The following is a 22512-nucleotide window of genomic DNA, read 5'->3' as shown; positions in this document are numbered from 1 at the left end:
CTGACCGCTCTGTCGGCGCGCCCCGGGCAGGATCCGGCTACGCCGGTGACGGCCCGGGGCGCGCCGACAGGTCCAGCACGTCCTCGACCGGGCGGCGCGGGGTGGCCGCACCGGCCGGGCCGTAGCCCAGCCGCAGCACCAGCTGCACGTGGCGCGGCCCGTCGGCGGGGTCGCGCAGGCGCCAGCGCAGGTCGGGCCACTCCACCGGCTGGTGCCACACCGTCAGCCGCAGCCCGTGCACGGTGGCCAGCAGCCAGACGCGCTCCAGCGCCTGCCCCGCCCTCAGCCAGTCCGCCGGGCCGTCCCCCGGGGTGCTCTGTGTGCAGAGCCGGGGCAGCGCCTCGAACCGTTCGGAGGGCTGCGCCGGTCCCTCGTGGTGCGGCGGCCGGCCCGCGTACTCGCGCACCGGCACCCGACCGTCATGGTCCTGCGGTCCGAGTGCCGCGTACGGCAGACCGTCGACGGCGGCGGGTGCGGAGGCGTCGGCCCCGGAGTCCGGGCGCAGCCAGGAGCGGGTCTCGGTCTGCCGGGCGGGGTCGTGGGCGATCCGGTCCTCGGCCTCCGTGGTGACTCCCAGCACGCGGCGCACCGCCGCCTCCCCCAGGACGGCGAGGGCCACGCCCTCCTCCCCGGCAGCGGTCACCAGTTCGGCGGCGACTTCCTCCGGCACGTCGCGGTCGGTGAACGGCCGACGACTGGAGCGGCGCTCGGCGATCGCGGGGTAGAGGTCCCGGCCGAACGGCCCGGCACCGCCCGGTTCGGCGGGCCAGGCGGGCCCGGCCGTCCCGGCAGGCCCGGCGGGAGCGGCCGTCCCGGACAGGTCCAGAACCGCGAGCAGCTGCGGATCCGCCGGATCGGGCAGCAGACGGACGTCGGCCGCACGGCCGAGCCGGGCGCCGGCGACCCGCAGATTGAACAGCGCCGCGCCCACCGCGATGTGCATGGCGGCACCGCTCGCGTCGGCGAGCGGGACGGCCCGGCCCTGATCGGCGTACACCTCGACCCCCCAGCCGTCCGGGGTCGGCCGGAAACGCCACGGCTGACTGTTGTGCAGCGACGGCGCCGCGCCACCGGCGGCGGCGAGCAGCCGCAGGTCGGCCGGAGTGAGAGCTGACTGGGTCATGGTGATCCTCTCCTGGCCTCGACACCCTCGGGGCCCGGCCTCGTCGGCCGTACGCCCCGGTACCACCGAGCGTGCTCCCGCCCCGTCCCCGCCGACAGGGTCGAACGGCCCGCTTCACGTCCCGCGTCCCGGCGCTGCAGGCGGAACGGACGGTGCGCCGAGAGCGCGCCGAGGATGCGCTGTCGGCGGCGGGAGCTGCTCTCCGCGCTCACCGTCGAACAGGAGGACACCGTGGACGGGCGGATCGACCGGCCGACGGTCAGGGAACGGGTCGTAGCCCTCGAGACCGGGCGCCGACCGGGCAACCCGGAGGTGGGGGCGGGGACAGGGGCGAGGGCGGGGGCGGGGGCGGGGGCGAGGGCGAGGGCACCGTACCCGGTCTTCGAACCTGTGCTGACTCCCGCCGAGCTCGCCGAAGTGGAGGCGCAGGACGGCGTCCGGCTGCCGGACGAGTACCGCGCGTTCCTGACCGAGGTCGGCGCAGGCGGCCCGGCCCCGAGTTCGAGCTCACTCGTTGCGCCGGGTCGGCGGTCGGCGGTCGGCGGGCGCCGGGGATGGGTCTGGGACGACGAGGCCGATCCCTGGCTGCTCGAGCCCGGCGGTCCGTTCGTCGAGACCGTGAGCCGGCCCGCGCGGCAGGCGGCTACCCTCCGCGCCGCCGGGTACGAGCCCACCGGCCGGAGTGCGGAGGGCCACGGCCACGACAACCGCCTGGACGACCACCGAGCCGCCTTCGGTGAGGACGGCGACGAACTCCGGCACCTGGATCGCGACCGGGGCACGGTCCGGATCAGCGACAACGGGTGGGGCATGACCAGGCGGCTCGTCCTCGTCGGCCCGCACGCCGGCGAGCTCCGCCACCGGGACTGCGTGCTCGACCCGCCCTTCGAACCGGCCCTCGACGCGGCGGGGAAGCGGCACGGCTTCGGATCATGGTTCCTGGAGTGGTTGGAGCGCCGCGAGCGGGCGGTCCGATGACTGTGGCGGCCGCTCCGCCCGCCGCCCGGGACCGGGGCAGGGGTGAACCTCGGGACCGGGTGCGCGTCGGACTCGGGCGCACCTGTCGGACTCGGGCCCACGCGTCGGACTCGGGCCCACGTGCCGGGCTCGGGCGCACGTGTCGGGCTCGGACGCACGTGTCGGGCTCGGGCGGAGGCACCGGGTTCGGGCCGTGACCGCCGCGAACTCAGTCGTGCGGGACGACGGCGACCGGCGGGCGGGCGTGGTGGAGGACGGCGTGGGCGGTGCGGCCGAGGCGCGGGGCGAGGTCGTGGGGGCGGCGTCGGCGGCCGACCACCAGCAGGGCGGCGTCCGCGGTGCCCTCGACCAGAGTGCGGGCCGCCCCCAGCCCGACCTGTTCGACGACCTCGACCTGCGGGTGCCGGGCCCGGTGGCCGGCCAGTGCGGCGGCCAGGGCCTTCTCCTCGGCGGCTTGGAGCTGCGCCGTCTCGGTGCCCGACGGCAGGAAGCCGACCACCGCGAAGGTCGCCGGGAGGTTCCAGCCGTGGACGGCGCGGAGCCGGGCACCGCGCAGTTCGGCCTCGCGGAAGGCGAAGTCGAGCACCGTGTCGCTCGGCGCGCCCGCGTCGACACCGACGACCACCTCGGGCACGACCCCGGCCTCCCCGGCGCTCCCCGTGCCGCTCTCGGCACCGGTCTTTGCGCCACTCTCCGGCTGCCGGACCACCACCACCGGGACAGCCGCTCGGCCGGCGACCGCCATGCTCACCGAACCGACCAGCAACCCCTTGAAGCCGCCCAGGCCGCGCGAGCCGAGGACGAGCAGATCCACGGCCTCGGTCGCCTCGGTCGCGTCGGTGGCCGCAGCGACCTCCGTGACCGCGGTGGCCGCGACCAGGCCGTCCACCGCGGCGTCGAGCACCACGTCGGTCCGCACCGTGAGGCCCGGGTGCCGGGCGCCGATCTCCTCCGCCACGGCGGCCAGCATCCGCTGGGCGGCCACCGGAAGGTCCTCCGGGTCGGCGAACGAGGCGCGGCCGTCGGTGAGCCACGGCCAGGCGTGCAGCAGCCGCAGCGGAGCGCCTCGCCGGAGCGCCTCCCCGGCGGCCCAGTGGGCGGCGACCGTGCTCTCGGGCGAGCCGTCGACTCCGGCCAGGACTGCGGGCGTCATGGGTCTTCCTTCCGCTGCGGGTCCGCGGTGCGGGGCGCACCGTCGGGTGGCACTGCCGGGGCAGCGCGTCCGGGCACCGACCGGTCCGCCACAATTGGCCACTGGACCAATAACGTTATTGGCCATCCAGCCAATACCTCTGGTCGGCCAATTGGTCACCCGACCAATTGGCCGAGGGGATGCAGTGCGAGCTGCTATTGGTCATATGCCCAATAGCAGCTCGCACTCGGACTGACGTACCGTCGGCACCCCCACCCTCGTCGGCGGACCCCTCCGGCAACCAGGGGCCACAAGACCCTGTCGGTCGGGTCTTAGGGCCTGGATCATGACGGGGGCGCAGGGGGCGGCCGACGAGCGGCGCACGGACAACCGCGCGCACCTGTCCGACCCGCTCGTGACCGACCCCGGCGTCCCCCGCACATTCCTGCGGCACTAACGTGAATCCGACAAACCACCTGATCGGACCATACGTCCATCAGGCCGTCAGCCTGACCCCGGCAGATCCGGACCAGCGGCACGAACACACGAGGAGGACGCCGGTGGGCGGCGCGGAGGACACGCGGACGGGCACCGGCGGAGACCAGTACGGACGACCGCCCGGCACCCCGCTGCCCGGCTGCCCCGCCCACCAGGGACAAACGCCCCGCTCCGACCGGCCGCAGCCGTCCGAACAGCCGCAGCAGCTCCGAGCGACGGGAGACGCGTCGCCGCCTCACGCACCGTCCGCCGCCGGCCCGCGGATCCCCCAGCTGCGCCTGGACGAACTCCTCGAGGAACTCCAGTGGCGGATCGACGCGGCGCGCGGCACCCGGGACCGGGTGCACAGCCTGCTGGAGGCGGTCCTCGCGGTCGGCCGCGAACTGGACCTCGCCCAGGCGCTGCACCGGATCGTCGAAGCCGCCGCCGACCTGGTCGACGCCCGCTACGCGGCACTCGGCGTGATCGGCGCGGACGGGCACTCGCTCTCGCAGTTCCTGACGGTCGGCCTGAGCCCCCGGGAGATCGAGGCGATCGGCCCGCAGCCGACCGGCCGGGGCATCCTCGGCGAGCTGATCCGCGACCCGCAGCCGCTGCGGTGCCCCACACTCTCCGAGCACCCGGCCTCGGCGGGTTTCCCGCCGAACCACCCGCCGATGCACACCTTCCTCGGGGTGCCGGTCCGGGTGCGCGGCGAGGTGTTCGGCAATCTCTACCTGACCGACAAGCGGGGCGGACTGGACTTCGACGCGGACGACGAGGCGGTCATCTCGACGCTGGCCGTCGCGGCCGGGGTCGCCATCGACAACGCCCGGCTGTACGAGGAGGCGCAGCGCCAGCAGCGGTGGCTGCGGGCGAGCGCCGAGATCACCCGCAGTCTGCTCTCCGGCGCGCCGCGGCTGGAGGTCGTGGAGCTGATCGCGCGCCGGGCCCGGGAGATCGCGGGCGCCGAACTGGCCGATGTGTCGGTGGCGTTGGCCGATCCGGGCGAGCGGGCGGCGGAACTGACGGTGGAGGTCGCGCTGGGCGGGCGGCCGGAGGCCCGGCTCGGGGTGACGGTGCCGGTGGACGGCACGCTGTCCGGTGCCGCCTATGCCTCGGGGTCACCGGCGACCAGCGACGAGCTGGAGCACGACGAGCGTTTCCCGGCGGGTCCCCGGGGGCGGTTCACCGGGCTGGGTCCGGCCGTCGCGGTGCCGCTCGGGACCGGCGGGGGGTTCGGTCGCGGTGTGCTGCTGCTCGCCCGGGCGCACGGGGAGCCGCCGTTCACGGCCGAGGAGACCGGCCCGCTGCTGGGCTTCGCCGACCAGGCCGCGCTGGCCCTGGAACTGGCGGAACGGCGGCGGGACGCCGAGCAGTTGACCCTCCTGGAGGACCGTGACCGGATCGCCAGGGACCTCCACGACCTGGCGATCCAGCGGCTGTTCGCGACCGGCATGACGCTGCAGAGCGCGGGGCGGCTGATCGAGAGCCAGAGCGCGGCCGACCGGGTGAGTCGCGCGGTCGCGGACCTGGACGAGACGATCAAGATCATCCGCTCGACCATCTTCGGCCTTCGCGCCCACAGCGAGCCCGACCGGGGCCTGCGCGCCCGCGCCACCCGCGCCGTCGGCGAGGCCCAGGCCACCCTGGGCTTCGCGCCGCGGCTGAGCATGGAGGGGCTGCTCGACACCGATGTGCCGCAGGAGCTGGCCGAGCACGTCATGGCCGTGCTCGGCGAGGCGCTCAGCAACGCCGCCCGGCACGCCCGCGCGAGCCGGGTGGAGGTGGCCCTGCGCGCGGCCGGCGGCACGGTGACGCTCACGGTGACGGACGACGGTGTCGGCATCCCGCCGTCCGGCCGCCGCAGCGGGCTCCGCAACCTCGCCGAACGCGCCGAACGCGCGGGCGGCACCTTCGACCTCGGCCCCGCCGAGGGTGGCGGTACCCGTCTGGTGTGGGAGGCCCCGCTGGGCGTGTAGCGGGCGCGGCCCGGACCGGACTCAGCCGGCCGCGCGCTTGGCGAAGACCGTGATCCTGCCGATCGCGGCGGCCGTGGTCACCGACACGTGGTCCGTGCCGGGACCCCCGTCGGTAACGGTGATGCACAGCGGGGTGCCGAGCAGGGTGGCGCCCTCGATCTTGGTGATCGTGTAACCGGGGTAGCTCCCGACGAAGCTGCCGGAGGCCTCCAGGCGCGTCTGGATGAGGAAGTCGCCGGACTGCCGGCTCCCGACCTCGTTGCAGGCCGCCGACCGGGACGCGGGCGCGGAGGTGGCGGCGGGGACGGCTGCCGAGGCCGCCGGCGCCAGGGTCAGGACGGAGAGGGCGGCCGCGGCCGCGAGGCAAGCACTTCGTGTGCGTATGGCTGTCATGCGGCGATCGTCCATCGCGGCCCGTCGGCGCGCGAGCGGGCCGGGCGGCCGACTGCTCCGAACGCCTGGCGCCGCGCGCCCCGCCCCCCGACCTCGCGCCCCGACCTGGCCCGCGCGCCCCGACCGCGCGCCCCGACCGCGCGCCCCGGCCTGGCTCTCAGGCCGCGTCGGGGGCCAGGTGACGGCCGACCACCAGTTCCGGGGCGATACGGATCTCCGCGCGGGCGCCGGGCACCGCGGACGGTCGGCGGACCTCCGCGCGGCCGAGGACGGTGACGCACCAGCCGGTGCCGTCGGCGCCGTCCACCTCGTCGGCCTCGAAGGCGATCACGGCGCCGTCGACGGCGCGGGCCAGCTCGGAGCCGGGCTCCGTCGAGAGCAGCACGCCGCCGATCGGGTCCAACCGGAAGCGCACCGGGAGGACGGCCGGCAGGGCGCCGACCGTGTAGACCACCCGGCCCACTCCGGCCCGGCGCAGCAGTTCCAGTGCGCGGGCCTCGTCGAGGCCGGGCGCCGCAGCGGCACCTCCCGGCACGGCACCTCCCGGCACGGCACCTCCCGGCGGCCGCCCGAGGGGCGGCTCGACCTGCACGGACGCGGCTTCACGATCGGCGTTCATACCTGCGATCGTCACCCGTCGGACAGGGCGGAGCGAGGGCCGATGGTCCCGCCAGGAGTCCCTGCCTCCCCAGGGCGGCCGTCAGCCGCGCACACCGTGGCCGAGGATCCGGGCATGGTGGGCCGACCGCTCCGGGACCCGCTCGGCGGCCGCCGACTGCCGCAGTTCGGTCGCGATCAGCGCCGCCTGGACGCGCCGCTCCACACCCAGCTTGGCGAGCAGCCTGGAGACGTGGTTCTTGACCGTCTTCTCGGCGAGGTAGAGCCGTTCGCCGATCTGACGGTTCGTCAGTCCCTCGCCGATCAGCGCGAGCACCTCCTGCTCGCGAGCGGTCAGCTCCGGTCCGGCCGCGGTCGGCCGCTCGGGTTCGGCCTCGCTGCGCAGGCGGTTGAGCAGGCGGGTCGCGGCACCCGGGTCGAGCATCGAGCGGCCGGAGGCGACGGTCCGGACCGCGGTGACCAGATCGGTGCCGCTGATCTGCTTCAGCACATAACCGGCCGCGCCCGCCATCACGGCGTCGAGCAGCGCCTCCTCGTCGTCGAAGGAGGTCAGCATCAGACAGGCCAGGTCGGGCATCCTGGAGCGCAGTTCGCGGCAGACGGCGACACCGTCGCCGTCACCGAGGCGCACGTCGAGCACGGCGACGTCCGGGCGCAGCGCCGGGACCCGCACCAGGGCCTGCTCGGCGGTGGCGGCCTCGCCGACCACCTCCAGGTCGGGTTCGCAGTCCAGCAGGTCGTGCACCCCTCGGCGTACCACCTCGTGGTCGTCCAGCAGGAACACCCTGACCGGCGCCGCCGCGGCGGTACCGGTCGTCTCGCTCGCCATGTCGCGACTCCACCCTCTCCCTGTCCGGCGCATCGCACGCCGGGTCCACCGCATCATCCCCCGCGGCCCGCGCCGGCCCCAGGGTCGAACGGCCCCATTTCCGGCGGACGAGGCTCGACGGACGGACAACCGGGCGCACGGGCGGACGCACAACCGGGCGCACAGGCGGACGGGCGGACGACCTCTCCGCGCGGGCACGCCCCGTCGGCGGGCGGCGTCGGCACGCCCCGTCGGCGGGCGTCGTCACGACGTGCTCCCGGCGGCGGGGCGTCCCGCCGCCGGGAGCAGGCCGCGGAGCGCGTCCTACTCCGCCGGGCGGAGGGCGCCGAGCAGCCGCTCGACGGCGCCGAAGGCGACCGCGCCGTCCAGGGGGTTGGTGTAGACGCGGGACCAGGTGATCAGGCCGCCCCGGACACGGGCGAACATCACCGAGTCGAGGGTGTAGCGCTTGCCCGTGGCCAGCACCTCGCCGTGCAACCGGTACTCGGCGACGGCGAGTTCGGGATCGGTGGTGCCGTACACCTCGACGTGGTCGACGGCGTCGAAGCGCTGTATCGCGGCGCCCCGCTGGAGGTGGGTGAGGAAGGCCTCCCTGCCCGGCTGCTGCGGCGGCACGCCGGGGGTCAGGTAGGGCAGTTCGAAGACGGCGTCGGTGGTGACCAGGTCGACCACCGCCAGGTCGGGGCCCTTGCCCATCAACTGGACGAACTGGTGCAGGACTTCGCTCGGCGAGGCGGTGGCGGTCATCGGACGTTCCTCTCGACAGGGCCGGGGCGCTGCCCCGGTGGGCTGATTGGTTTCCGGGCCCGGAGTTCCTCGCGCAAGGGTACGGCGAAGGGTCGGTGACGCTTCGTCAGGGTCGGTGCCGGTGGGCGTTGCCGAGGCCGAGGAGCAGGAAGGCGGTGGAGACGACGACCGCGCTGCCCGCGGCGGCGGCCAGGCGCGGTGCGAGCGGGCCGCCACCGGCGAGCAGGATCGAGGCGGCGCCGAGCGAGGCGGTCACCAGGCCGACGAGCAGCCAGCCGAGCAGGGCCCGTGCGGCCGGGGGGCGAGCCGTCCGGGGCGCCGGGAGCGGTTCGAGCAGGGCCCAGCGCTCGGCCTCCTCCCGCTGTTCGGCGTGGTGCTGGAACTGGGAGCGGATCCGGAGCAGGACGCCCGCCACGAGTCCGGCGAGGGCGATCTGCGCGGCGGGCTGCCAGGCGGGGACGGCCAGCAGCAGGCCGCCGGCCAGGGCCAGGCAGGCCCACCAGGTCACGCAGGCGGCCGCGGCGGTACGGGCCGAGCGGGGGCGGTCCTCGCCGGCCTGGAGGTCGGCGACGGCGGGCAGGTACCAGACGCAGCCGGACGCGGTGATCGCGGCGGTGCCGATGGCCAGGACGATGTGCGACATGGTGCCGTCCACTCCTATGAGCGTCGGTGGGAGGGGCCGCTCCCGCCCGTCCGGGGGTGGAGACACACGGGCGGGAGCGGCGTTCGGGGGGCCGGCATCCGGGGCCGGTGTTCGGAGCCGGCGTTCGGAGCCGGCGTTCGGAGCCGGCGTTCGGAGCCGGCGGGGCCGTCAGCCGACCCGGTCGGCCCGGTCGACGGAGCGCTCGCGGCGCGGCAGCGGGGCGTCGTACGCGGCCGGGGTGACGCCGGCCAGGTACGTGGCGGGCTCGCCGTGGCATTCCAGGAAGTCGCGGGCGGCGATGTCCGGGTGGTGCAGGTCGAAGGCCGGGGATTCGGAGCGGATCCGCGGCAGGGAGGTGAAGTTGTGCCGCGGCGGCGGGCAGGAGGTCGCCCACTCCAGCGAACGGCCCCAGCCCCACGGGTCGTCGACGGTCACCCTCTCGCCGTACTTCGCCGTCTTCCACACGTTGTAGAGGAACGGCAGGATCGACAGGCCGAGCAGGAACGAGCCGATGGTGGACACCGTGTTGAGGGTGGTGAAGCCGTCGGAGGCGAGGTAGTCGGCGTAGCGGCGGGGCATGCCCTCCGCACCGAGCCAGTGCTGCACCAGGAAGGTGCTGTGGAAACCGACGGTGAGGGTCCAGAAGGTGACCTTGCCGAGGCGCTCGTCGAGCATCTTGCCGGTCATCTTCGGCCACCAGAAGTGGAAGCCGGCGAACATCGCGAAGACGACCGTGCCGAACAGCGTGTAGTGGAAGTGGGCGACGACGAAGTACGAGTCCGAGACGTGGAAGTCGAGCGGCGGGGCCGCGAGCAGCACGCCGGTGAGGCCGCCGAACAGGAAGGTGACCAGGAAGCCGACCGTCCACAGCATCGGGGTCTCGAAGCTCAGCGAGCCCTTCCACATGGTGCCGACCCAGTTGAAGAACTTCACCCCGGTCGGGACGGCGATCAGGAAGGTCATGAAGGCGAAGAACGGCAGCAGCACCTGCCCGGTGACGTACATGTGGTGCGCCCAGACCGTCACCGACAGGCCCGCGATCGCGATGGTGGCCGCGATCAGGCCGGAGTAGCCGAACATCGGCTTGCGGCTGAACACCGGGATCACCTCCGAGACGATGCCGAAGAACGGCAGCGCCAGGATGTAGACCTCGGGGTGGCCGAAGAACCAGAACAGGTGCTGCCAGAGCATCGCACCGCCGGAGGACGGGTCGAAGACGTGCGAGCCGAACTTGCGGTCGCACTCCAGCGCCAGCAGCGCGGCGGCCAGCACCGGGAAGACCAGCAGCACCAGGAGCGAGGTCAGCAGCACGTTCCAGCAGAAGATGGACATCCGGAACATGGTCAGGCCGGGGGCCCGCATGCAGATGATCGTGGTGATGAAGTTGACGGCGCCGAGGATGGAGCCGAAGCCGGAGAGCGTCACGCCCATGATCCACATATCGGCGCCGACGCTGGGCGAGTGCACCGCGTCGGACAGCGGCGCGTAGAGGAACCAGCCGAAGTCGGCGGCGCCCTGCGGGGTGGCGAAGCCGGCCGCCGCGATCAGCGAGCCGAACATGAACAGCCAGAAGGCCAGCATGTTCAACCGGGGGAAGGCGACGTCGGGGGCGCCGATCTGCAGCGGCATGATCCAGTTGGCGAAGCCGGTGAACAGCGGCATCGCGAAGAGCAGCAGCATCACCGAACCGTGCATGGTGAACGCCTGGTTGAACTGCTCGTTGGAGAGGATCTGCGTCCCCGGCCGGGCGAGTTCGGCGCGCATGACCAGGGCGAGGACGCCGCCGATCAGGAAGAACCCGAACGAGGACACCAGGTACATGGTGCCGATCGTCTTGTGGTCGGTGGTCGTCAGCAGCCGGACCAGGGCCGAGCCGGGCCGGTCGGCCCCGGCCTTTCCCGGTCGGGCGGCGGACGGCGGCGGCGCGCTGTCGCCCCGTGCCTCGATGGCGCTCAAGGACGCACTCCTTCGAAACTTCTGCGGATGGGTGGCGATCCATGATCGGAACGCACCGCCCTTCGCCCCCAGGGCCGTTGGACCCGGTGGACGGGGGCCGGTGGGCCCCGGATCCGGTCCACCGGGCGGGACCACCGGGCGGGACCACCGTCCGGTCCGCGGCCGCCCCGGGCCGAAAGCTCCCGGGTGCCGGCAACGCCGAACGGCCGGTGCGGCCGGGAGAGTCGACGCTCCCCCGGCCGCACCGGCCGTACCGGATCCGAGCCGGCCACCGCCGCGCCCGGCGCATCCGGTGCACCGGACCCCGTGGCGGCCCACCGCACCCCGCTCCGCGGAACCCGGGTCAGGAGGCCGCCGCGGTCCCCGCGGTCAGCCGGTACCCGGCCACCAGGTCGGGCTGGATGGCCACCATGTGGTCCATCGAGCCGTCCACCCAGGGACTCAACAGCGCCCGGTAGCGCGCGAGTCGGGCGGGATCGGTGACCGGCCGGGCGTAGCCGGTGACCACCACGCTCCAGCCCAGCCTGGTCACCGGGTCGATCGCGTCCGCCTCGTAGGCGACCACCACGCCGATGTCGTCGTCCCCGAGGGCGGCCGCGGTGAGCGCGGCACCCTCGTGGGTGCGGATCACCACGGTGTCGTCCACCAGGAGGTGGTTGACCGGACGGATCGCGGGCAGCGCCCGCACCGTGAAGACGATCCGACCGAACGGTGCGCCGCCCAGCAGTCGCAGTGCCTCGGCCCGGTCCAGTGGCACCAGTCGGCGGGGCGGCGCCTCGGCGGGCGGCCGGGGGTGCGGCGCCGGACCCGGCCGGCGGAGCGACGGTGGCGGGCCGTCGGAGCGGCGCAGCGCCCGCAGCCGGCGGCGGACGGACTCGTCGCTCACGAGGCGGCCGCGATCAGGCCGAGGCCACCGTCGAAGCGCCGGTAGAGCACCCGGCCGCGCCCGGAACCGGGCTGGGCGAAGAACAGATGGGGCAGTTCGGCGGCGGTGAGCCGTTCGACGGCCTGCTCCTCGCTCAACTCCGGTGCGCCGCAAGGGCTGAGGGTCAGGGGGACGGCCGGTCGGGTGGGCGGACCCGCGGCCACTGTGCGGGCCAGCCGGTAGCCGGTCGGGCCGACCCGGTAGACGACCGCGTCGGTCTCGGTGGCCGGATCGGTGAACAGGTGGATGTCGTAGTCCATCGCGTCCATGGTGCGGGCCGCCGCGTCCGGGGAGCACCAGACCAGTTGCGGCCGCTTGTGCCGGACGATGCGTCGGAGCGGCTCGGGCGGGCAGGGGACTTCGAGGCGCGCGACGGCCCCGACGGGTGCCTCGGCCCCGACCGACGGCTCGGCCCTGGCGGGTGGCGCGGCCCCGGCGGACATGGAGGCTCCGGCAGGCCTGAAGGCTCCGGCGGACATGGAGGCTCCGGCGGACGTGAGGGCCCCGGGGGCGGCCGGCAGCCCCCGGGTGCGGGTCCGGCGCGGCCAGGGCCGGGGTGTCCACCCGGCGGTGACGGCGCTCATCCGGGTGCGCAGGCCGTCCACGAGCCGGTCCAGCACCTCGCCCAGGTCGGCCGCTGCCGCCGCCTCCTGGACTCGGATCCGCCGGCCGTCCACCTCGGCGTTCACCTGAGCCACCACCCCCGGCGGGCCCGCGGAACCCGGGGCGATGCCCGGGAGGCCCGCCGTGCCGAGCGTCCCGATCCGGACACGCAACGACTCCACCAGGGCGTCCGCCCCGCTCACCACGGCGGCGATCCGGGTTCTCGCGTCGGCGGCGAAGCCCCGCGAAATCCCCTCGCACACCTGCACCGTGACCAACTCGCCCACCTCAGGCCTCTTCCCGTTCCGCCGCGCTGTCGTCCCGCCCGCGCCGACCCGCTCCCGGCGGGCCCGCACACCGGCGCGGCGCTCACGATCCCTCCCCGCCGAAGGAGCGGGAAGGGCCGAACGGCCCCATCGGCCCACGCCCACCGGCCCCGCCGACCGGCAGGGGCGCCGGCACCCGCACCACCCGCCGCTCCCCGCGTCGCACCGCCTCACCCGCCCCGTGCCACCCCGCCCCGTGCCGAACACGCGCCCCACACACCCCCGGCGCACCACCGTCACCCGGGGCGTGCCATCATCGGGCCATGTCGGCACCTGACGACCAGTCCGCGTACTGGAACTCCACCGGGACCACCAAGACCTTCGGCCACCCCCTCAACCCCGTCTGGGCGGCCAGGATCGATCCGGCGGCCGCCCTGCTCGACTACGGCTGCGGATACGGCCGGCTCGCGGGCGACCTGCTCGGCCTCGGCTTCCGCGACATCGAGGGCGTGGACGTCGCCCCCGAGCTGATCGCCCGGGCCCGCGCCGAACAGCCCGCGGCTCGCTTCACCGTGCTGACCGATCCGCCCCGGCTCGACCGGCCGGACAACAGCTACGACGCGGCCTTCCTGTTCGCCGTGCTCACCTGCGTGCCCGACGACGGCGCCCAGCGCGCCCTGGTCGCCGAGCTGCACCGGGTCCTGCGGCCGGGTGGGCTGCTGCACGTCAGCGACTACGTCCTCCAGCCGGACGAGCGGAACCAGGAGCGCTACCGGCGCTCCGAGCCGCGCTTCGGCCGGTTCGGCGTGTTCGAGACCGGCGACGGGGCGGTCTGCCGTCACCACACCCGGGACTGGCTGGACGGGCTGTTCGCCGGGTTCGACCCGGTGGACGCGCGGGAGATCCCGGTGCACACCATGAACGGCCACCCCGCCACGGCCACCCAGTTGCTTCTCGCCCGCCGCTAGCCGACGCCGGCCCGCTCCGTCCGACCTTCTCCGTCCGACCTTCTCCGTTCGGGTGGCCCGGACCGCGGCCGACCTGCGGCCCGGCCACCCGGAACGCCCCCTCCATCGGCGGGGGTACGACGGACGTCCGGCGGATCATGCGGGCCGCACGGCACAAAGATGGGGGCACGTCCCCCATGTCCCGGCAACCGTCCCAACGACAGGATCAGCAACGAGGGCAGCGCCTTCGACGGCAGCGCGGCTCTCTCCCGGCATCGGAGGTGCGGTGGTGGCTGAGGTGAACGCCGTGCGCAGCACGCGCCCCGACGGGGGCGCAGGACCGGTTCAGGGCCCGGTCGCACCGGTGGTTCCCTCGGCCATACCGTTCCCGCACACTCCGATGCCCGGCGACTTCCCCGCACCACCCGCCGTACAAGCACCACCTGCCGTACAAGCACCACCCGCCGTATCCGCACCACCCGCCGGCCCCGCGCCGACGGCGGAGACGGCGGTGCCCGACCCGAACCGGCCCGACCCGAACGAGCTCCGCACGAACGAGCTCCGTCCGAACCAGCTCCACCCCTCCCAGACTCCCCGTTCCCACCACGCTCGCCTCCGGTCCCCCCGTGCCGGCGGTCCGCCGTGGTGGGAACGGGGCCTGACCCCCGGTCGGCCCGCGCCCGCCACCCGCCCGGACTGGGCCGCGTTCACCGAGGCCGCGGTGGCCGCCGCGCCAGTCCGCCCGGTCGTGCCGCGCGCCGCCTACCCCGGCCTGAGCGGCTTCGCGCTCGTCCTCCAGCCCTTCGCCGACCGGGCACAGGTCCGGCTGCTGACCGCGCTCACGCCCGCCGTCCGGGCGGCCGACCAACTGGGCCGGATCGACCTCACCGCCCTGCGCGCCGAGTTCACGGCGCGGCTGACCGAACGGCTGGCCCGGATCGCCGCCCGCACCCTCGTCCTGGAGCTGCACACGGCCCGGGCGGCCGGGCGGCTGGCCGGGGGCACCCCGCAGGAGCGGTTCCGCTCCTTCCTCGCGCTCACCGCCCGCCGCGAGGGCCTGGCCGCGCTGCTGCGCGACTACCCCGTGCTGGCCCGGCTGCTCGCCCGCGCCTGCCTGGACGCCGCCGACGCGCACGCCGAACTGCTGGACCGTTTCACCGCCGACCGGGCGCTGCTGGTCGCCGGGCTGCTGCGCGGCCGCGACCCGGGCATGCTGCTGGCCGTCACCGCCGACGCCGGCGACCGCCACCGTCGCGGCCGGGCCGTCGCCGTGCTGCACTTCGCCAACGGCGCCGCCGTCGTCCACCGCCCCCGGCCACCTGCCGCGCACCGGCACTTCAACACCCTGCTCGGCTGGTACGGCACGCAGCCCGGGGTGCCCCGGCTTCGCGCGCTCGGCCTGCTCGACCGGGGCACCCACGGCTGGACCGAGTACGCCGAGGCCCGGCCGTGCCTGACCCACTACGACGTCGAGCGCTTCTACCGGCGACTGGGCGCGCTGCTCGCGCTGCTGCACGTCCTGGACGGCACCGACACCCACTTCGAGAACCTGATCGCCTGCGGGGACCATCCGGTCCTGGTGGACGTCGAGACGCTGTTCCATCCACCGGCGGGCGAGCCCCGCCCCGAAACCACCACCGGCACCACCACCGGCTCCGGCACCCGTCCCGACAGCCGCAGCGGCACCGGCACCACCCCCGCCTCCGGCACCCGTCCGGACAGCCCCGACGAGGACCCGGCGGCCCGCGCGCTCGCCGAGTCCGTGCACCGCGTCGGCCTGCTGCCGCAGTTGCTGATCGGCGACGACGGCGCCGCGGACGTCTCCGGCATCGGCGGCGGCGGCACCGGACGGCGGCTCTCCCCGGTCGACGGCGTGGACTGGGCCGGCGCCGGCACCGACGAGATGCGGCTGGTGCGGCGCCCGCGCCCGTTCGGCGCCGCGCACAACCGGCCGCGGCTCGGCGGCGCGCAGGTCGAGCCCGCCGAGCACACCGAGTCCCTGGTGGCCGGGTTCCGCGCCGGGTACGCGGCGCTCGCCGCCGGCCGCGACGACCTCACCGGCCCGCGCGGGCTGCTGCGCTCCTTCGCCGACGCCGAGGTCCGGGTGGTCCCCCGGGCCACCCGGGTCTACGCCCGGCTGCTGGACGAGTCCACCCACCCCGACGTCCTGCGCGAGGCGGGCGCCCGGCAGGCCGTGCTCGACCTGCTGCGCACCGACGCGGTCGACGACCCCGGCCGTCCCGGGCTGGCGGAGCACGAGATCGCCGACCTGTGGACCGGCGACGTACCGCTGTTCACCACCCGGCCCGGCACCCGCGACCTGTGGACCTCCGGCGGCCGCCGGCTGCCCGGGGAGCTCGCCGAACCGGGGCTGGCCCGGGTCGAGGCCAAGCTCGCCGCGCTCGGGGCGGTCGACCGCAAGGACCAGGAGTGGATCGTGCGCGCCGCCATGGCCGGCGCCGCCGACACCCCCGCGCACCGGCCCGGGCGCCCGGTGCCGGAGAACGTCTGGGCGACCGCGCCCGAGTCCGAACGGCTGCTGGCCGCCGCCCGCGGGATCGGCGACCAGCTCGTCGCCGCCGCCTACCAGGGACGTTCCCGCACCAACTGGCTCGGGCTGGAACTGCTCGCCGACCGCCACTGGCGGGTCCGGCCGCTCGGCGCCGACCTCGCCGGCGGGTACACCGGCACCGCGCTGTTCCTCGCCCAGCTCGCCGCGCTCACCGGGAGCGACCGCTACGCCGAGGTCGCCCGCCGGGCCCTCACGCCCGTCCCCGGACTGCTCGACGCCCTCGGCGCCCACCCCGGGCACCCGGCCGCCGTCGGGTCCGGCGCCTTCGCCGGCCTGGGCGGCATCGCCTACGCGCTCGCCGAACTCGCCCGGCTCCTGGACGATCCGACGATCGCCGGGTGGGCCGGGGCATCGGTGGCGCTGACGCTGGCCGCCGCCGAGGGCGAGAGCGACCCGGGCGTGCACAGCGGCACCGCCGGCGGGCTCGCGGCCCTGCTCGCCGTCCACGCCGGAACCGTTCACCGGGCCGGCCTTGCCCCTCGGGCCGAGGGCTCCCCTCTGACCGAGGGGGCTCACCGGACCGAGAGGACTCACCCGACCGAGGGGGCCCACCCGACCGAGGGGGCCCACCCGGCCGAGGGGACCCGCGAGGCCGAGACCGTCCGCGCCGAGGCCCGGGCGGCCACCGACGTCTGGGCCGCCGCCGTCCGGTGCGCCGAGCGGCTCACCGACCGCCCCCTCCCCGCCACGGCCGGCTTCGCGCACGGTTCGGCCGGCGTCGGCTGGGCGCTGCTGCGCTACGCCGAGGCCACCGGCGAGCCCCCCGAGGGCCCGCACCACCGGGCCGGTCTGGCCGCCCTGCGCGCGGCCACCGCCGTCCGTTCCCGCGAGGGCTCCTGGTGCCGTGGCCGTCCCGGGATCGCGCTCGCCGTCCTCGACAGCCCGCTCGCGCTCGCCGACCGGGAACTCGCCGACCGGGCCCAACGGGCCGTCCGGAACACCGCCCGGGCCACCCCGCTCGGCGACCACAGCCTCTGCCACGGCGAGCTGGGAGTGCTGGAACTGCTCGGCCGGCACGGGCCCGCCGCCGGCCGCACCCCGTGGGTCCGGCGGGCCGGCGCGCTGCTGGCCGCCGTCGACCAGGACGGCGCGCGGTCCGGCACGCCCGACCACGTGCCGCACCCGGGACTGCTCACCGGGCTGGCCGGGATCGGCCACGGACTGCTCCGCCTCGGCTTCCCCGACCAGGTGCCGTCGGCCCTGCTGCTGCGCCCCCGCGCCCCGGCGGCGACCGGCCCCGCCCCGGCGAGCCACCGGACGGCGCGGCCCTTCGACACCGCCCTCCCCGAGCCCCCGGCCGTCCCGGCCACCGCCGCTTCCCTCCGCGCCCTCGGCGGACCGCGCAGCCCGGTCGCACTCCGCTGACCGCCCCCGGCGGGCCGTCCGGGCCCCCGGCCGCCCCCGACCGAACCGGCGCCGCCCGCACCACGTCCTCCTTCCCGAACCGTCCGGCATCATCGTCACCACGTCATCACCACCACCACGAACGGAGCACCCGACCATGCACAACCACGACGAGCGGCTCACCCTGCCGCACACCGCCGTCCGCCCCGGCGAGACGGCCGACCACCCCGCCGGCGAGATCCGCCTGCGCGCGGGCGGCGGCCTGGGCCTGCGTTCCAACCTCCTCGCCGGAACGGGCGGTGCCATCCCGCCGATCATCGAATTCCCGACCATGACCACCCCCTTCTGATGTCGCACCGGCTCTTCTGATCCCTTGTCACCCGTTCCCGACCCCGCCCATCCCTGTTCGAACACCTTCCGGACACATTCGGATCCGTTCAGAACCGGTTCGGACTCGTTCGGGAACAGCCCGACCGTGAGCACCACCCCGGCCAGCCAGCACCGGCCGGACCGTCCGCCGCCGAGGACCGGGCAGCCCCTCGGCGGCGGACCCCGCCCCACCCCGCACGCACCCCACCCCGCACGCACCCGGCCGCACACACCTGACCGCACGCACCCGGCCCGTCGACCGGTGACCGCCCCGCGCACCGATTGTGGTCGTACGGCAACCACCCGGTGCTGACACGGTGTCTGCTTCGTGATCGATTCAACACACTTCAGAACGGAATCCCCGTCAAGTAGCCTGCGCCCATGGTGCGCACCACGTCGTCGATCACCGTCGGCCGCGCCGCGGAGCTCGCTGTGCTCGGCGGCGCGCTGGCCGCTGCCCGGCAACGGGCCGGCGGAGCGGTCTTCCTGCTCGGCGAGGCCGGCATCGGCAAGTCCCGACTGGCCGGGGAATGCGCCTTCCACGCCTACGGACTGGGCCTGCCGGTGCTTCGCGGGCGCGGCAGTTCGACCGGCACCGTGACACCGTTCCGCCCGTTGATCGAGGCACTGTCCTCACGGTTCCGGGCCGCCGGTCCCCCCACCGACGCCGAACTCGCCCCCTACCGCCCCGCGCTCGCCCGACTCGTCCCCGAGTGGCGGGACGCCGCACCGGCGGCCGGCGCCTACCCGGAGACGGTGGTCGAACTGGCCGAGGCGCTGCTCCGGCTGCTCGCGGTGCTCGGCCGCGACCAGGGCTGCGTGCTGCTGCTGGAGGACCTCCACGACACCGACGCCGAGACCGTCGCCGTCCTGGAGTACCTGGTCGACAACCTCGCCGGCCTCCCGGTCCTGCTGCTCGCGACCCTGCGGGCCGAACCGGGCCCGGCCCTGGAGCTGGTCCGGGCCGCCGAGCGCCGCCGCGCCGCGACCGTCGCCGAACTCCCGCCGCTGCCGCCCGCCGAGGTGGCCGCACTGGCCGCCGCCATCCTGGAGGACGCCACCGGCGAACTCCCGGAACCCCTGGTCGAGCACCTCGTCGAACGGGGCGACGGCTGCCCGTACCTGATCGAGGAGCTCCTCTCCGACCTGCTGGTCCGGGGCGCCCTGCGGCGCGGCGAGGACGGCCGCTGGCTGCTGGCCGAGGGCTCCCGGCCCGGCGTGCCGAGCACCATCGTCCGCAGCTGGGGCCACCGGATCGACCAACTCGACCCCCAGGTACGGGAGCTGCTCCTGACGGCGGCCACCCTCGGCAGCCGGTTCTCGGTCACCACCGTCCAGCTGATCACCGGCTACGACGACCGGACCCTGTTCAGCCACCTCCGCTCGGCCTGCGAAGCCAACGTGATCGTGCCGGACGGCTCCGCACCCGACCGCTACGCCTTCCGGCACGCCCTGACCGCCGACGCCGTGACGGCGGCCCTCGCCCCCGCCGAACGGGCCGCCCTGGCCCGCCGGGCGGCCCGCGCCATCGTTCGCGCCGACCCCGAACTCGCCGACGAACGACGCCAGTTGGTCGCCTCCCTACTGCTGCTGAGCGGCGACCGGGCGGGCGCGGCCGTGCACTTCGCGGAAGCCGGCCGACGAGTGCTGGAGGCCGGCGCGGCCGGCTCCGCCGTGGTCCTGCTGGAACGCGCGCACGAACTCGCCTCCGACGCCGAACGGCCCTGCGTCACCGAGCGGTTGCTCCCGGCACTGGCCGAATCCGGGCAGCTGGACCGGGCGTTCGAACTCGTCCGCACCCTGCCGCCGGTCCCGCAGCCCGCGACCGCCGCGCCCGGACGCCGCCCCGACGGCCCCGGACCCGACGGCCCCGGCGAGGGGCTCGGGCCGCTCGCCGCCCCGGCCGTGGAACGCCGGATCGAGCTGCACACCCGGCTCGCCTGGGCCGCCGTGATGGCCGAGCGCGGCGCCGACGCGGTGGCCCAGGTCGCCGCCGCCCGGGCCCTCACCGCGGGCCGCCCGCGCCCCGAACAGGACGCCGCGCTGGCGGTGGTCGAGGGCCACCTCGCCCTGCTCCCGGACCACACCCCGGACCCGGCCGACGACGGCGGGAACGGCAACGGGAACGGCAACGGGAACGGGAACGACAACGGCGACACCGGGGACGGCCGGGAAGTCGCCGCCCCCACCGCCGCCCGCCTCGCCGAGGCCGAACGCCGCGCCCGCCGCGCCGCCGAAGTGGCCGAACACGCCGGCCTCCCCGTGGTCGCCTGCCAGGCCTGGCAGCTGCTCGCCCTCCTCGCCCGCGAACAGGGCTTCGACGCCGCCGACGCCTGCCTGGAACGCATGCTGGCCGTCGCCGAGGCCAACGCCCTCCCCGTCTGGCGGGTCGAGGCGATGCTCCGGCTCGGCGCCAACGCCTTCATGCGCACCGGCGACGGCACCCGCCTGGAACGCGCCCGGGAGGCCGCCGCCGGACTCGGCGCGATCGTCCTCACCCAGACCCTCGACGGGCTGCTCGCGATGAACGCGGTGATGCGCGGCGAGTGGCACACCGCCCGCACCACCGTCGACCGCTGCCTCGACGCCACCGCCCGGCTGCACAACCTGGCCGCCCACCGCTACCTGCTGCTCTCCTCCGCCACCCTCGCCGCACACCTCGGCCGCACCCGGGAGATGGAGCACGAACTCGCCCGGTTCCGCCAGGCCGGCGGCGAGGATTCCTTCCTGACACCGCTGCGCTACGGGCTGTGCCGGGCGGTCGGCGCCCTGCTGGCCGAGGACCGCCCCGGCGCCCGCGCCGAACTCGCCGCCGGACTGGCCTGGGAGGAGGAACACCCCAGCGTGTTCTACCTCGCGGGCCGGCACGGCCTGCACCCGCTGCTGGAGGTGGTCGAGGGCCGCTGGGACCGCGCCGCACTCGACCGGGCCGCCGCCGTACCCGCCGCCGAACTGGCCTGGAACCGCCAGTTCCTGCGGTTCGCGAACGCGGTGCTGCTGGGCCGCGAGGGCCGCCCCGACGAAGCCGCCCGCGCGGTCGCCGGGACCGGCCCGGACGCCGCGTCCTTCCCCCTCGCCCACCACCTCGCACTGCGGCTCGCCGCCGAGGCGGCGCTCACCGACGGCTGGGGCGACCCGGTCGCCTGGCTGCGCACCGCCGAGGAGTACTTCCACCAGTTGGAGGTCCAGCCGGTGGCCGCCGCCTGCCGGACCCTGCTGCGCCGGGCCGGCGCCAGCGTCGCCCAGCACCGCGGCGGCCGCGACGCGGTCCCGGCCGGACTGCGCACCTGCGGGGTGACGGTCCGCGAGTACGAGGTGCTCGTCCTGCTCGCCGACCGCCCGGGCAACCAGGAACTGGCCCGCAAGCTCTCCATCTCACCGCGCACCGTGGAGAAGCACCTGGCCAGCCTCCTCGCCAAGACCGGACACCCGGACCGCGCCGCCCTCTGCGCCCTCGCCACCGACCTCCACACCGGCGCCTGACCGGCCCCCGCCCGGCCCCGGACGGCCGGGTGCCGGTCCCGGTCCCGGTCCCGGTCCCGGTCCCCTAGACGGTGAGCCGGGCGATCGCGCCGAGCTCCAGGGCGACGTGCACGGTGCCGTCCGGGGTGACGGCGATGCCGTGCGGTTCGGTGGCCTCGCCGGCCTCACCGCCGCCCTCGCCGCCCTCGCGGCCCTCGCCGCCCTCGCCGCCCTCGCCGCCGTCGAGCTCGTACCCGGTGTACACGCCGTCGGGCGTGAGGGAGCCGATCCGGCCGGCGGCCCACTCGGTGAACCAGAGCCGCCCGTCCGGGCCGGTGGTGACGGCGTGCGGGCGGGCCTCGCGCTCGGGCAGCGGGAACTCCGTCACCTCGCCGTCCACGGTGATCCGCCCCACCTGGCCGGCGCCGATCTCGACGAACCAGAGCGCGCCGTCCGGACCCGCCGTGATGCCGACCGGGGCGGCACCCTCGGTGGGCAGCGGGTGCACGGCGGTCTCGCCGTCGACCGTGATCCGGCCGATCGCGTTGCCCTGGTTGAGGGTGAACCAGAGCGCGCCGTCCGAGCCGGCGGCGATCATCGAGGGAAAGCCTCCGGCGACCGGCAGCGGGTACTCCGTGACCTCGCCGTCCACCGTGATCCGCCCGATCCGGTCGGCGTTCATCTCGGTGAACCACATCGCGCCGTCGGGGCCGGCCGCGATACCGTACGGCCCGCAGTCCGCGGTGGGAAGCGCGAAGGAGACCGCCTCGCCGTCGACGGTGATCCGGCCGATCCGGTGGTCCCGCATCCGGGTGAACCAGAGCGCGCCGTCCGGGCCCGCCGCGATCACCGCGGGGCCGCAGTCCTTCGAGTCGAGCGGGAAGCGGCTCACCGTCCCGTCCACCGCCAGCCGCCCTATGCCCCCGGCGTGCACCAGGGTGAACCACACCCCGCCGTCGGCCCCGAGCGCCACCCCGTACGGCCCGGCCGCACCGTCCGACACCACGACCCGTTCGATCGTCATCAGTCGCCCCGTTCATCATTCTTGACACTTCGACAACAAAACCGTGCGCGAAGCACTCTCCCCCACCCTCCCCGCCGGGGGCAAACCCACGGCCACCGCCGATTGTCGGTGGGGTGGCCTAA

The 22512-nt window shown here is 75.7% G+C and carries 17 protein-coding genes; 6 read left to right on the top strand and 11 right to left on the bottom strand.

Going from position 1 to position 22512, the window contains the following annotated elements:
- Nucleotides 1-37 precede the first annotated feature (37 nt).
- Nucleotides 38-1123: an Acg family FMN-binding oxidoreductase gene (locus BLU95_RS34645; protein ID WP_093863460.1), complete on the bottom strand. Its 1086-nt coding sequence runs from the start codon at nt 1121-1123 to the stop codon at nt 38-40.
- 174 nt (nt 1124-1297) lie between these two features.
- Between BLU95_RS34645 and BLU95_RS44610 the strand changes: the two genes are divergently transcribed.
- The gene (locus tag BLU95_RS44610) at nt 1298-2101 is read left to right on the top strand and encodes an SMI1/KNR4 family protein (protein WP_231978031.1); all 804 of its coding nucleotides are present in this window, start codon (nt 1298-1300) and stop codon (nt 2099-2101) included.
- Nucleotides 2102-2309: 208 nt separating this feature from the next.
- Here BLU95_RS44610 and BLU95_RS34635 read toward each other — a convergent pair whose 3' ends face one another.
- Complete coding sequence (locus BLU95_RS34635) at nt 2310-3254, bottom strand: universal stress protein (protein ID WP_159425114.1); 945 nt, start codon at nt 3252-3254, stop codon at nt 2310-2312.
- 740 nt (nt 3255-3994) lie between these two features.
- On the opposite strand from BLU95_RS34635, the gene BLU95_RS34630 reads away from it, so the two are divergent.
- Nucleotides 3995-5692: a sensor histidine kinase gene (locus tag BLU95_RS34630; RefSeq protein WP_231978910.1), complete on the top strand. Its 1698-nt coding sequence runs from the start codon at nt 3995-3997 to the stop codon at nt 5690-5692.
- Nucleotides 5693-5713: 21 nt separating this feature from the next.
- On the opposite strand, the gene BLU95_RS34625 is transcribed toward BLU95_RS34630, so the two are convergent.
- From BLU95_RS34625 to BLU95_RS34590, 8 genes are all read right to left on the bottom strand, one after another.
- Complete coding sequence (locus BLU95_RS34625; protein WP_093863458.1) at nt 5714-6085, bottom strand: hypothetical protein; 372 nt, start codon at nt 6083-6085, stop codon at nt 5714-5716.
- A 157-nt stretch (nt 6086-6242) separates the two neighbouring features.
- A complete protein-coding gene (locus BLU95_RS34620) occupies nt 6243-6704 on the bottom strand; it encodes a pyridoxamine 5'-phosphate oxidase family protein (RefSeq protein ID WP_093863457.1) in 462 nt (153 codons plus the stop codon).
- An 81-nt stretch (nt 6705-6785) separates the two neighbouring features.
- On the bottom strand, nt 6786-7532 hold the full coding sequence (locus BLU95_RS34615) for a response regulator (protein ID WP_093863456.1): 747 nt from the start codon (nt 7530-7532) through the stop codon (nt 6786-6788).
- A 303-nt stretch (nt 7533-7835) separates the two neighbouring features.
- Nucleotides 7836-8279, bottom strand: coding sequence for a nuclear transport factor 2 family protein (locus BLU95_RS34610; protein ID WP_093863455.1), 444 nt, complete (start codon nt 8277-8279; stop codon nt 7836-7838).
- A gap of 106 nt (nt 8280-8385) precedes the next feature.
- The gene (locus tag BLU95_RS34605; RefSeq protein ID WP_159425113.1) at nt 8386-8922 is read right to left on the bottom strand and encodes a hypothetical protein; all 537 of its coding nucleotides are present in this window, start codon (nt 8920-8922) and stop codon (nt 8386-8388) included.
- Between the two features lie 168 nt (nt 8923-9090).
- The gene (gene ctaD / locus BLU95_RS34600; protein WP_093863453.1) at nt 9091-10878 is read right to left on the bottom strand and encodes an aa3-type cytochrome oxidase subunit I; all 1788 of its coding nucleotides are present in this window, start codon (nt 10876-10878) and stop codon (nt 9091-9093) included.
- Nucleotides 10879-11221: 343 nt separating this feature from the next.
- Nucleotides 11222-11638 carry a pyridoxamine 5'-phosphate oxidase family protein gene (locus BLU95_RS34595; RefSeq protein WP_231978908.1) on the bottom strand — a complete coding sequence of 139 codons (417 nt, stop codon included), beginning with the start codon at nt 11636-11638 and terminating at the stop codon, nt 11222-11224.
- Between the two features lie 122 nt (nt 11639-11760).
- Entirely contained in the window at nt 11761-12693 is a 933-nt protein-coding gene (locus BLU95_RS34590) for a sigma 54 modulation/S30EA ribosomal C-terminal domain-containing protein (RefSeq protein WP_093863452.1), read from the bottom strand.
- A 302-nt stretch (nt 12694-12995) separates the two neighbouring features.
- Here BLU95_RS34590 and BLU95_RS34585 point away from each other — a divergent pair, with 302 nt between their 5' ends.
- The 4 genes from BLU95_RS34585 to BLU95_RS34570 all read left to right on the top strand — a co-directional run bounded on the left by BLU95_RS34585 (nt 12996) and on the right by BLU95_RS34570 (nt 21387).
- Nucleotides 12996-13640, top strand: a complete 645-nt coding sequence (locus BLU95_RS34585) for a class I SAM-dependent methyltransferase (RefSeq protein WP_093863451.1) — start codon at nt 12996-12998, stop codon at nt 13638-13640.
- A 700-nt stretch (nt 13641-14340) separates the two neighbouring features.
- On the top strand, nt 14341-17556 hold the full coding sequence (locus tag BLU95_RS34580) for a type 2 lanthipeptide synthetase LanM family protein (RefSeq protein ID WP_197698655.1): 3216 nt from the start codon (nt 14341-14343) through the stop codon (nt 17554-17556).
- Nucleotides 17557-17692: 136 nt separating this feature from the next.
- Complete coding sequence (locus tag BLU95_RS42630; RefSeq protein ID WP_093863449.1) at nt 17693-17884, top strand: hypothetical protein; 192 nt, start codon at nt 17693-17695, stop codon at nt 17882-17884.
- Nucleotides 17885-18288: 404 nt separating this feature from the next.
- Complete coding sequence (locus BLU95_RS34570) at nt 18289-21387, top strand: helix-turn-helix transcriptional regulator (protein WP_093865343.1); 3099 nt, start codon at nt 18289-18291, stop codon at nt 21385-21387.
- A 64-nt stretch (nt 21388-21451) separates the two neighbouring features.
- On the opposite strand, the gene BLU95_RS34565 is transcribed toward BLU95_RS34570, so the two are convergent.
- Nucleotides 21452-22390, bottom strand: a complete 939-nt coding sequence (locus BLU95_RS34565) for a Vgb family protein (protein WP_093863448.1) — start codon at nt 22388-22390, stop codon at nt 21452-21454.
- Nucleotides 22391-22512: the final 122 nt, after the last annotated feature.

The organism is Streptomyces sp. TLI_053 (assembly GCF_900105395.1).
Classification (GTDB): domain Bacteria; phylum Actinomycetota; class Actinomycetes; order Streptomycetales; family Streptomycetaceae; genus Kitasatospora.
Note: the sequence above shows the minus strand (reverse complement) of the source record. Positions and strands in the feature narration are given on the sequence as shown.